This is a genomic window from Bacillus sp. FDAARGOS_1420 (assembly GCF_019344915.1).
GTDB classification, from domain to species: domain Bacteria; phylum Bacillota; class Bacilli; order Bacillales; family Bacillaceae_G; genus Bacillus_A; species Bacillus_A mycoides.
This window is the reverse complement of record NZ_JAHWJB010000002.1, coordinates 42,713-55,220: the sequence shown is the minus strand read 5'-3', so window position 1 is coordinate 55,220 and position 12,508 is coordinate 42,713. Positions and strand designations below refer to the sequence as shown.

8 protein-coding genes are annotated in these 12,508 nt (G+C 35.8%); 1 reads left to right on the top strand and 7 read right to left on the bottom strand.

Features of this window, described 5'->3' with window-relative positions:
* Positions 1 to 7: 7 nt before the first annotated feature.
* From I6L50_RS10525 to I6L50_RS10515, 3 genes are all read right to left on the bottom strand, one after another.
* Positions 8 to 673, bottom strand: coding sequence for a prealbumin-like fold domain-containing protein (locus I6L50_RS10525; protein WP_257475378.1), 666 nt, complete (start codon positions 671 to 673; stop codon positions 8 to 10).
* Between the two features lie 65 nt (positions 674 to 738).
* Positions 739 to 4,983, bottom strand: coding sequence for a SpaA isopeptide-forming pilin-related protein (locus tag I6L50_RS10520; RefSeq protein WP_257475377.1), 4,245 nt, complete (start codon positions 4,981 to 4,983; stop codon positions 739 to 741).
* 418 nt (positions 4,984 to 5,401) lie between these two features.
* Positions 5,402 to 6,274 (bottom strand): Cof-type HAD-IIB family hydrolase, encoded by an 873-nt coding sequence (locus I6L50_RS10515; RefSeq protein WP_219301338.1) that lies wholly within the window; start codon positions 6,272 to 6,274, stop codon positions 5,402 to 5,404.
* 134 nt (positions 6,275 to 6,408) lie between these two features.
* Here I6L50_RS10515 and I6L50_RS10510 point away from each other — a divergent pair, with 134 nt between their 5' ends.
* On the top strand, positions 6,409 to 7,023 hold the full coding sequence (locus I6L50_RS10510) for a DNA-3-methyladenine glycosylase (RefSeq protein ID WP_219301337.1): 615 nt from the start codon (positions 6,409 to 6,411) through the stop codon (positions 7,021 to 7,023).
* Positions 7,024 to 7,202: 179 nt separating this feature from the next.
* Here I6L50_RS10510 and I6L50_RS10505 read toward each other — a convergent pair whose 3' ends face one another.
* The 4 genes from I6L50_RS10505 to alsS all read right to left on the bottom strand — a co-directional run bounded on the left by I6L50_RS10505 (position 7,203) and on the right by alsS (position 12,124).
* The gene (locus I6L50_RS10505) at positions 7,203 to 8,312 is read right to left on the bottom strand and encodes a glycosyltransferase family 2 protein (protein ID WP_113936699.1); all 1,110 of its coding nucleotides are present in this window, start codon (positions 8,310 to 8,312) and stop codon (positions 7,203 to 7,205) included.
* A 50-nt stretch (positions 8,313 to 8,362) separates the two neighbouring features.
* Entirely contained in the window at positions 8,363 to 9,442 is a 1,080-nt protein-coding gene (locus I6L50_RS10500; protein ID WP_215576785.1) for a tetratricopeptide repeat-containing glycosyltransferase family 2 protein, read from the bottom strand.
* 218 nt (positions 9,443 to 9,660) lie between these two features.
* Positions 9,661 to 10,419, bottom strand: a complete 759-nt coding sequence (alsD, locus tag I6L50_RS10495) for an acetolactate decarboxylase (RefSeq protein WP_215599015.1) — start codon at positions 10,417 to 10,419, stop codon at positions 9,661 to 9,663.
* Between the two features lie 16 nt (positions 10,420 to 10,435).
* Complete coding sequence (gene alsS / locus I6L50_RS10490) at positions 10,436 to 12,124, bottom strand: acetolactate synthase AlsS (protein ID WP_219301335.1); 1,689 nt, start codon at positions 12,122 to 12,124, stop codon at positions 10,436 to 10,438.
* Between the last annotated feature and the right edge of the window lie 384 nt (positions 12,125 to 12,508).

Genomic DNA, 12,508 nt, shown 5'->3' with positions numbered 1-12,508 from the left:
ACATCTATTAACTATTTTTAGTCATAAATCTTAAACGTATTCCTAATAACAGAAGAACAAAACCGACGAATGGAAGATAATTCATATCATGCCCTGTAGCTGGCAGTTGTTGATTATTAGAAGAACCCGGTCCTTTTTCTGGTAAATTAGGCTTTCCTGTTTCTTCACCTGGCTTTTCTGTTCCTTCACCTGGTGTTCCCGTTCCTTCACCTGGTGTTTCCGTTCCTTCACCTGGTGTTTCCGTTCCTTCACCTGGTGTTTCCGTTCCTTCACCTGGTGTTTCCGTTCCTTCACCTGGTGTTTCCGTTCCTTCACCTGGTGTTTCCGTTCCTTCACCTGGTGTTTCCGTTCCTTCACCTGGTGTTTCCGTTCCTTCACCTGGCTCTTTTTGATTTGTAATTTGAAGTTTTATAGCTTCAATTTTTTGATTAGAAATCGTAAATCTGATTTCTTTATCAGATAAAGTGTATCCTTCTGGAGCCTGAACTTCTTTTAAAATATAATCTCCTGGCTCCAATTCTTTCGAAGTTACTTTACCATTTTTATCTGTTGTTAATGTGTCTATTTTTGTTCCGTCTTTCAAAATTTCAAAGACTGCGCCTGCTAATGTTTTATCTGTATCATTAGCATCTACCTTTGTAATTTCTACTTGGCCTGTAATTTTTTCTTTCACTTTTTCATTCAATACTTCTTGTTTTGCTACTTCATTTGCAACAATGTTTACTTCTACTGTTACTTCTAGCGCTTTATAGCTTTATAGCCTTCTGGCGCTTTCGTTTCTTCTAACGTGTATTTTCCTGGTACTACGTTTTCGAATTTCACAACACCATCTTTATTTGTTGTTTTCGCTTCTCCAACTACTTGACCAGCTTCGTTCTTTAACTTAAATTCCGCACCTGCTAGAACTTTTCCACTTTCTGCATCCTTCTTGATTACTTGTAAGCTTCCTAGTTCTTTTGCGTTTTCCACTTGTACTTGTACTACTTTGTTTGCTTCCACAACGACTTCAATCTCTTCTTTTAGTAATTTATATCCTTGTGGTGCTTTCGTTTCTTTTAACGTGTATTTTCCTGGTTCTAATTTCGTAGATATTACTTTACCTGTTTTATCTGTTCGTAATGTCTCTACTTTTTTACCATCTTTATACACTTCAAATTCTGCGTCTGATAATACTTTCGCTTTATCATTCGCATCTACTTTCACGATTTCGAATTGACCTGCTATTTTTTCGTTCGTAACTTCTTGTTTTATTACTTCATTCGCTACAACGTTTACTTCTACTGTTACTTCTAGCGCTTTATAACCTTCTGGCGCTTTCGTTTCTTCTAACGTGTATTTTCCTGGTACTACGTTTTCGAATTTCACAACACCATCTTTATCTGTTGTTTTCGCTTCTCCAACTACTTGACCAGCTTCGTTCTTTAATTTAAATTCTGCACCTGCTAGAACTTTTCCACTTTCTGCATCCTTCTTGATTACTTGTAAGCTTCCTAGTTCTTTTGCGTTTTCTACTTGTACTTGTACTACTTTGTTCGCTTCCACAACGACTTCAATTTCTTCTTTTAGTAACTTATATCCTTGTGGTGCTTTCGTTTCTTTTAACGTGTATTTTCCTGGTTCTAATTTCGTAGATATTACTTTACCTGTTTTATCTGTTCGTAATGTCTCTACTTTTTTACCATCTTTATACACTTCAAATTCTGCGTCTGATAATACTTTCGCTTTATCATTTGCATCTACTTTTACGATTTCGAATTGACCAAGGCTCTTACTATTCGTTACTTTTACATCAATAACTTTTTCACCGTCGACTGTTACATGAATTACTTGTTTTGTTAACTCATAACCTTCTGGTGCTTTTGTTTCTTCTAACGTATACTCACCCGGTACTAGTCCTTCTACTTTAACCGTTCCAGACTTATCTGTTGTAATTTTTTCTTTTACAACATTTCCTTTAGCATCTTTCAATGTAAATACTGCGCCTGCTAAACGTTCCGCTTGATCTTTATCATCTGTTTTAATAATTTGTAGAGAGCCCAAGAGCTTTTCATTTTCTGCCTCTACTTTTACTACTTCTTTCTCATTTTGAATTGTTACTTTCCATTCTTTATTTGAAATCTTGTAACCTGCTGGTGCTTTCGTTTCTTTCACTGTGTATTCACCTAATGGTAATTTCGGTGACATCGCTTTTCCACTCTCATCAGTTTTCAACTCTGCTACCTTTTTACCATCCTTATACACAGTAAATTCTGCATCTGATAATAGCTTTGTTTTATCTTTCGTATCTACTTTCACAATTTCAAATTGACCTGTTACTTTTTCGTTCGTAACTTCTTGTTTTACTACTTCATTCGCTACAACGTTTACTTCTACTGTTACTTCTACTGCTTTGTAGCCTTCTGGTGCTTTCGTTTCTTCTAACGTGTATTTTCCTGGTACTAAGTTTTCGAATTGAACTACGCCATCTTTATTCGTTGTTTTCGCTTCTCCAACTACCTGACCACTTTCGTTCTTCAGTCTAAATTCCGCGCCTTCTAGAACTTTTCCACTCTCTGTATCCTTTTTGACTACTTGTAAGCTTCCTAGCTCTTTTGCGTTTTCTACTTGTACTTGTACTACTTTGTTCGCTTCCACAACGACTTCAATTTCTTCTTTTAACAACTTATATCCTTGTGGTGCTTTTGTTTCTTTTAATGTGTACTTTCCTGGTTCTAATTTCGTAGATATTACCTTACCTGTTTTATCTGTTCGTAACGTATCTACTTTTTTACCATCTTTGTACACTTCAAATTCTGCATCGGATAATAGTTTCTCTTTATCATTTGCATCTACTTTCACGATTTCGAATTGACCTGTTACTTTTTCATTCGTGACTTCTTGTTTTACCATTTCATTTGCTACAACGTTTACTTCTACTGTTACTTCTACTGCTTTGTAGCCTTCTGGTGCTTTCGTTTCTTCTAACGTGTATTTTCCTGGTACTAAGTTTTCGAATTGAACTACGCCATCTTTATTCGTTGTTTTCGCTTCTCCAACTACCTGACCACTTTCGTTCTTCAGTCTAAATTCCGCGCCTTCTAGAACTTTTCCACTCTCTGTATCCTTTTTGACTACTTGTAAGCTTCCTAGCTCTTTTGCGTTTTCTACTTGTACTTGTACTACTTTGTTCGCTTCCACAACGACTTCAATTTCTTCTTTTAACAACTTATATCCTTGTGGTGCTTTTGTTTCTTTTAATGTGTACTTTCCTGGTTCTAATTTCGTAGATATTACCTTACCTGTTTTATCTGTTCGTAACGTATCTACTTTTTTACCATCTTTGTACACTTCAAATTCTGCATCGGATAATAGTTTCTCTTTATCATTTGCATCTACTTTCACGATTTCAAATTGACCTGTAGCTTTTTCAACGATCTTTTTATTCAACACATCTACAGTTACTGTTTTATTAGCAGCTACATCAACATGAACTAAACTAGATGATAGTTCATAACCTTTTGGTGCTTCAACTTCTTTTAATGTATATGTTCCAACTGGAAGTTGTTTTGATAAAGCTGCACCTTTACCATCTGTAATAATTGTTTCAACAACATTTCCATCTTTATCTATAACATCAAATTTTGCACCTGGTAGAAGTTGACCAGATTCACTATCTTTTTTCAATAATTTAAATTGGCCATTCTCTACTTTTTTCGTATTCTTCATAACAATTTCAATTACGTTTGTACTATCAATTGTTACTTTTACTGGTGTATCAACTTTTATATATCCTTCTGGTGCACTTATTTCTTTTACAAAATAGTCACCAAGTGGTAAATCCTTGACTTCAGCAATACCCTTTTCATTCGTTGTAACAGTAGCCACAACAGTATTATCTTTGTCTATAACATCAAACTTTGCGTCTTTTAAAACAATATTTTCATCATTTGCATCAACTTTTTTAATTTGTAAGTTTCCTTTTTCAACTACTGGCTTATTCCACTTTGGCCAATTAAATTTAAAGTTATGAACCTCAAATCCATCTCTTTGGTGTAATCCTCCAACATAGGCTTGTCCGTTAATAGAACCACCTTTTGTCTCTACAACAGCATTAGGCGCAAACAAACTACCTACTACACCATAACCTTTAGTTGTTATCTTTGTAGCATTAGGGAACACCCAAATGACTTTATTAGCTAACTCAGTAAAAGCTGAATTAGGGTCATATGCTTGAGATGTATTAATTAAGTCTGTTGCCATCCCAGTATTTCTCGTATCGTACAAAATTGCACCGCTACCAAAATTCACTTCTTCTGCGTCTGAATAAATAACAATAAAGTCTTTGTTATTTACATTCGGAAGATAAACATCTCTTACATCAAATATTTTCTTTCCTGTTAAGCCTGAAGAAACGTAAATATTAGGGTTGTTTACATCTTCACCGATTCCAAAGCTCATATTAAGTTTTGGCTTATCAGTTTGCAATTGACCCGCATCCCCAATTACACCATCAACGTCTTTTCTAAATTCTTTGAACTTGGCATCAATCTCTGCTTGCTCTTTATAAGAGATACGGTCATAAGATGATTTCATTGCACCTTCTGGGTCACCATCTTTTGTCATCGCCACTGTTCCATCTTGGATGATTACTTGTCCTGCTCCCGCTTTCGTAAATTGACCACCTAGTAATAATGATGGATATCCTTCATCTTTCCATGTTGCTCCAGCTAAGTTGTTTGCTCCAGTTGCAGCCGCTAGGACTGTATAACTTGATGCGTTCATATTTTTTTGAACAGCCATCGCACCCTCAATATCCGCACTCGTTGCACTATGATCTCCAAAAATGATGGCGTTGTAATAAGATACATCACCTAAACCTTTTAATTCTGTTGTAGCTGCCTCTGCTTTAAATGGTAAATGGATTAAAAAATTCATACATATTAGTAATACAACTATAAAACTACTACTTATTTTTTTTACTTTTTGATTAAATGATTTCCTCAAGAAATTCATTCCCCCTTTTAAACTTCCTAAACCCACAAAAGAAGTACATTTCATATGTACCAAGTCTTACTCACATTAATTTAAAATAATCCATTTAAATAAAACAAAGAAACTCTACAACTAATTAATAAAATTACTACAATTCATTTTTGAGATAATACGTGAACTAAACTATCACGCGGAAATGTTTTTACGTACGGGAGCTCAATAAAATTAATCTGAAGAATATTTCATGTGGTGTAAATATTTCGGCAACATCATCCACTCTACAACAGTTTCCTAGAGTATTCAAGTGAATTGTATAGATTCCAGACACAATTCATCCCCTGAAAAGCTTTCATTCCCTATTGGAATATTGATTTAAACTTTTCAAATAAAGTCGACAAAAAAACGTAGCGAAAATGCTACGTTTCTTTTTTCATCGTTTCGGTGTATGCTTATGATTCTTTAAAAAAGGAAGCGGGAATTGCTTACGAAAATGCTCTTTAATCATATACTCTACGCCGTTCTCAGTATTAGAACGTGTAATCCAGTCTGCGGCTTTCTTTAATTCTACAGGAGCGTTCCCCATCGCTACCCCAAGCCCAACATTTTCAATTACCTCTAAGTCTTCTACGCTATCTCCAATCGCAACCATTTCACTAAGGTTAATATTTAAATGCTCCCCAAGTAATTGTAAACCACGTAGTTTTGATACATTTTGAGGGAGAATTTCTATACGTCTCTCATCACACTCAACGTACTCCACATCTTGAAATGCCTTTCTTAACGTATTCATCCCTCTTTCTTTTTCACCTTTCGTATGGAAAACAATATCAATTTTTGGTGCAGCTACTGGATGATCGCGCAGTGCATCCCCTAGCGAATCTACAAATTGAACCGGATAAAATAATGGATCTGCGCTTGATAATACAGTACGCGCAATTAAGTTTGGTGTATTTCTCTCACGATTCCCAATTGAATATCGTTCATGAGAAATGCGAACATTACAATCAAAATGCTCTAACACTTGCACGATATTAAAGGTTTTCTCTTCAGATAATCTCCTTTGAGCGAACGGCTTATCTAACGTTGCTGAAACGAAAGCACCACCATGTGTAACTAATATAGAATCTAATCTTAACGCCTTCGCTATTTTATGAGCAGATTGAAAATTACGATTCGTAAACAATGTAACGTATACATCTTTTCTTTTCACAAAGTCAATTGTCTCCCGTAACCCTTTTGCGATTTTTCCGTTGTTGTATAGTAGTGTCCCATCTATATTAAGAGCTAGTAAGCGATAAATCATGTCGCACTCCCCCTCTTCGCTGTTGTACTCTATCCATAATTTATGAAATAAATGTAGTAAATAGAACGAGTTAGAATTACTACTGAAAATTTGGTTTATTATATACATATACAACTGGCAAAGGAGATAGTACAATGCAGGCACCACCTTCTTTTTATGAAGGCGATACGTTAGTGGTCGCAAAGAAGTTACTCGGACATAAACTCGTTCATATTGTAGACGGCATAAAGCGGAGCGGAATTATTGTAGAAGTAGAAGCATACAAAGGTCCAGATGATAAGGCCGCTCATAGTTACGGAGGCAGACGGACTAATCGAACAGAAGTAATGTTCGGCGCACCAGGACATGCTTACGTATATTTAATTTACGGCATGTATCATTGCTTTAACGTAATTACAGCACCAATCGGCACCCCGCAAGGAGTTCTCATTCGTGCTCTTGAACCTGTAGATGGAATCGAAGACATGAAACTAGCGCGCTACAACAAAACTGACATTACGAAAGCTCAGTATAAAAACTTAACAAATGGCCCCGGAAAACTATGCGGCGCGCTCGGAATCACTTTAGAAGAGCGCGGCGTATCACTTCAAAGTGATACGTTACATATTGAATTAGTTCCTGAAGAAGACCATTTATCATCCACACATAACATAATAGCTGGCCCTCGTATTAACATTGATTATGCAGAAGAAGCCGTTCACTATCCATGGCGGTTTTATTATGAAAAGCACCCGTTTGTTTCAAAATAAAGAAGCTATCCTATAAGTAAGTGAAACCAACTTATAGGGTAGCTTTTTTTTCGTAATTCATCACACGTCGAAAAGCCGAAATCCGGGATCGGATTTCGGTTTTGTTTCTATAAAAGAAACCGTTGTTCCTAAAGCATTGCCAAATACAGTTCATCTCCAAAGAGAAAATCTTAAAAGCATTATTTTTTTAATGCATAATAATTTTCCAAATTGAATTTCGACATAACGAAAGTTCCTGTTGGCGTTAAAAGTTGTGCCATAGATTGTATGACATGCGGTAATTTCGCTGGCTCAATGGGATGTGATAGTAGGATGTACTGAAATTTTTCATCTATAAATACCTCATGTAACTTGTCATACGCAGCAGAAGTTGTAGGAGCTACCCTATTTGCAAGAGCTGCCGCTTTTTCATTACTTTCCGCTCCGAATAAAGAAACTGCCTGATAACACCCTTTCATTTTTAATAAAGTGGCACCACATCCAGCTCCTATATGAAGAATATTTACTTTATCAGGCGCAAATCGCTCTAAAATCGCTAGTAAGTCACAATGAATATATAAACTTTCACCATAAAATCCCCATTTTTCATACAATTTTATATTATTCGCATGTAAACAAATAGAAAATTTAACACTATCTTCTCTCCATGAGACACTTCCGTAGTGATGAATAAATGTATCTTTACATAAATACAATTTATATCCTTTTTCAAACATTCTTAGTGACAAATCATCATCTTCATAATTCCCCGGTGTAAATCGTTCATCTAATAATCCAACTTCATCTAACACTGATTTTTTTATAAGCATACAGAATCCGATTAATTTCATACGTTCTTCCCATTTATCTTTATCACTTTGATTATATAAAGTTGCAAACTTCTGCATTCCTTCAATATCTTTATAAAAAGTTTGTATAGCAGTATAGTAAGCGGCATTATTAGTTACGGGCCCTACCGCTCCAGCATCCTTACTTTCATATAAACACCGAATTAAGTTGCTTAGCCAATTTTCAGTTACGACCACATCATTATTCAATAATAAAATATTGTCACCTTTTGCCTCTTTAATTCCCTGATTGCATCCCTTTGGAAAACCCATATTCTCCGCATTTTCCACTAGCATAATATCCGATTGTTTTTGTAACCATTCTACAGTACCATCTGTTGACGCGTTGTCCACAACTATTAACTCATACTCTTGTTCCACTGTATAAGTTCTAATACTTTGGATGCATTCTTTTGTATATTGTAATTGATTATGAGTCAATATAATTATACTTGTGAGCATGAATCAAACTCCTCTCAGCAGCCAAAATGATTATCTAGTATTATTAAATATTATTTTTCCGATAAACTATCAAAATATTTTCTATTATATTCAATGCTTGGATTATTAGGTATGAACTGTGCAGCTTGTTCGTTATGATAAATTGCCTTTTCATATTCTTTTATTCGATCATAACAAATACATAGTTGAATATGCGGCAACCATGTATGACACTCTTCTCGGACAAACGGCGAATCCTTTGGCCTTGGCCCGTCAATTGCTGCATGGTACCAATATATCGCTTTAGAATATTCCCCTTGTTGCAAAAATACACGTCCTAAGTGGCAACAAAGTTCTCCTCTAGGCGTGTCATACGTAAATGATTGCAAACAAGACTGTATAGATTTTTTTAAGTCCCCCAATTCTAAATAACATTCGGCTCTTTTTAAACAAGCTTGAATGTTATCTTCAACCCAACCCTTTTCTTCATCTAAAAACCTAGAATACCCCTTAACAGCCTTATCAAATAATCTGTGATCCTTACATTCATTTGCATAATAGTACACATCGCGGGGGCTAAACTCTTTTCCACTCTCAAGATGTTTTTCATATATTTTTAAATTACGATTAGTATATGCTTTTTCTTTTTTATGACTTACCCCTACGTCACTATTTATAAGATTTCCATACACCTCTAAATATTCATGAACAAATCCATACCATTGAAAATTTTTACTTCTGTTGACTAATCGATATCTCCTTAAAGAATGTGTTGGATTTCCTTCTATATCAAAAGTTAAATAATATTTCATAGATACTGCATCCGTACTACGATCTAACGTATGTTTTAACTGCAACAATTTCTTTATATCTTCCGTATCTATTATGTCATCTGCGTCTAGCCAAAGAATATATTCTTTTGTAGCTTTAGAAAACGCAAAATTTCGTGCCGCTGAAAAATCTTCAATCCATTGAAAATCATAAACTTTCGCGTCGTACTTCTTCACAATTTCTTTTGTACCATCTGTTGAACCTGTATCTACAATAATAATTTCATCCACAACACTTTTAACCGATTCTAAGCATTTTGATATAGTTTGTTCTTCATCTTTTACAATCATGCATAAACTAATAGTAATGGAGTTTTCCATCATATCCCCCCTATCCTTTTGATGTATATGTTTGGAGAGAAATTTATATTTCTTTTGCTTCAAAATTGAGTTTTCATTTTACAAAAGAAACATAATGAGGCGGTGCAGTGAAATTGGATAGGGGAATTTCACTCGAAGATTGCAAATCAATGAAAAAAACCGAAGCCTGAACAAGACTTCGGTTCTTTATATAGAGAATACATAATTTCGATTCCTTTTTACTCCGCACCTTCCGCGGCCGCAATATCATTCTCTAAGTTTTCTCTTGATAATTCCGCCGCCATAAAATCAGCTGTTTCAGGAAGTGCTAAATGCATATGAGCTTTTTGACAAATTTGGATCGTACAGTTTTCTACAACATAGTCGAAAACATGTCCGCCACCGCGAATTTCATTATCAATGTAATGTAAGTGGAAACCAGCTACACCAATACCTTGTGCGTAATCTGGTGTCCAAAATCCAGCTAGCGTACCTTCTGTATCTTTAAATGAAAAGATCGGTTGTGATTTCGTCACTTCAACGAGCGGCGTATACGGTTTTTCTTGTCTTGGAACAGTTCTCGTTCTTACTTCACGGAACGTACCATCCATTCGAATCGCATAAAATAAGTTTTTACTTGGCATTAATTCATGTAATAACGCTTCCACTTCTTCACGATTCATCGGATGCTCTACCGTATAACTCATTTCTTTTTCAAAAAACGTTACAGTCGCAAACGGTGTTGTTTCCTCTGGCTCTACTTTTTCTGCGGAGCCGTCTGAACGTAAATGGTAAAATTCGTTATCAAACGCGATCATTTCACCATCTAATTGATCAAATGTGCCGATGCCGAAATCACCACGTTCTTTCAATTCCTCAAAGCTAATCACACCATCATATATACCATCTAATAGCGCAAGCATTGTAGATGTTTGATATACTTCATTATTCGTTTTCGTTCTTTTTGCATCAATATCAATTAATTGCGCAACAGTCATCTCACTCATGCCCCCATTAGTTTAATTGGTTTGGTAATAGTTTTTCGCTTAATTTAATGTTGTCACGGTAGTCAATTGGAATATCAATAATGACAGGGCCGTCTGCTTCTAACGCTTCTCTCAATACACCTTCTAATTCGTCTGGTGTATTGACACGAAGACCTAACGCCCCGAAACTTTCTGCATATTTCACAAGATCAACATCGCCAAACTCTGTAGCTGATGTTCTACCGTATTTCATCATTTGTTGGAACGCAACCATATCATATGTACCGTCTCTCCAAACGAGATGTACAACCGGTGCATTTAAACGTACCGCTGTTTCTAACTCCATCGAAGAGAATAAGAAACCACCATCACCTGACACTGAAACAACTTTTTTACCCGGCTCAACTAAAGTAGCGGCAATTGCCCAAGGAAGTGCAACACCTAACGTTTGCATACCGTTACTAAATAATAGTCTACGTGGTTCATAAGAACGGAAACATCTTGCCATCCAAATAGAATGGGAACCGATGTCACATGTAACGGTTGTATCGTCACTAATTAAAGAACGAAGTGTACGAATGACTTGAAGTGGATGCGTAACACCTTCTGAAGCACGATTTGGAACTTCTGCTTGCTCTGATAATTTCGAGCGTAATCGTTCTAAAACTGCTTCTGATTTCGTATTTAATACAAGCTTCGGTAATTTCTCCGCAATGCTATTTACAGTTAAAGCGATATCACCAATTAATTCACGCTCTGGTTGGTAATCATGGTCGATATCTGCTTGGTGATCATCAAGGTGAATAATTGTTCTATCGCCAAGTTTATTCCAGAATTTCGGATCATACTCAATTGGGTCATAGCCGATAGATAAAACAAAATCCGCTTCTTCTAGTAAAATATCACCTGGTTGGTTACGGAATAATCCAACGCGGCCGAAGAAATGATCTTCTAACTCACGTGAAATTGCACCAGCTGCTTGATACGTTTCAACAACAGGAAGTTCTGTACCAGCAATTAACTCACGAACTGCTTTCGTTACTTCATTGGTACTTGCTCTCATACCGAGTAAAATAACTGGTAATTTTGCTGATTTTATTTTTTTTACTACGTATTCAATATGATTTATGGGAGCGATTCCAAGCTGTGGCTTAGAAAGCGCACCGATAGATTCTACTGTCGTTTCTGCAGTCATAACGTCTTGCGGAAGACTTACAAGTGTTGCTCCTGGATTTGTAGAAGTAGCACTTCGAAATGCATTAGTAAGTGCTTCTGGTACATTATCAGGATGCTCGACTTCTACGCTATATTTAGTGATTGGTTCAAATAATGCAGCATTATCCATAGATTGATGCGTACGTTTTAATCGATCTGTACGCGGAACTGCACCAGCTAAAGCAACAACGGGATCACTCTCCGCATTCGCAGTAACAAGACCTGTCGCTAAATTTGATGTCCCTGGTCCTGAAGTTACAAGACATACGCCCGGTTTCCCTGTTAATCTACCAATAGCAGCTGCCATAAATGCTGCGTTTTGTTCATGACGACAAACAATTAACTCTGGTCCTCTTTCTTGCAGTACATCAAATACAGAATCAATCTTCGCTCCTGGAATACCGAAAACATGTGTAACACCTTGTTTAATTAAACAATCAACAACAAGATCTGCTCCTCTTGTTTTTGTTTTCACGTCGTTTGCTTTTACACCTGTACTCAAACTAATCATTCCTTTATTTCATAATGTGTGTAATAAAGATTTTTAATTTCACCTAGTTAATTAATGTGGTGAAGTATTATTTATCATTATATTACAAATGCATTATTTTTCCAACAATATGAATTTGACAGTTTTTTGACAACCTCTAAGGAATACGCTTACAACCCTTTGTTTATCCTAAAATAATATTTTTATATCTCCTCTAAAAATGCACGAAAAAATTCCATCTAATCACAGTATTAATAAGATTATAGTACCTTGCAAAGAACACTACTAAATGATATATTTGTAAATATTGGAATACCCAATAATTGGAACGCACCTTGTAATTCGTATCCCCTTTTCAAAAGATAGGATTCTCAGCTGTAATTCATCATTTTATAA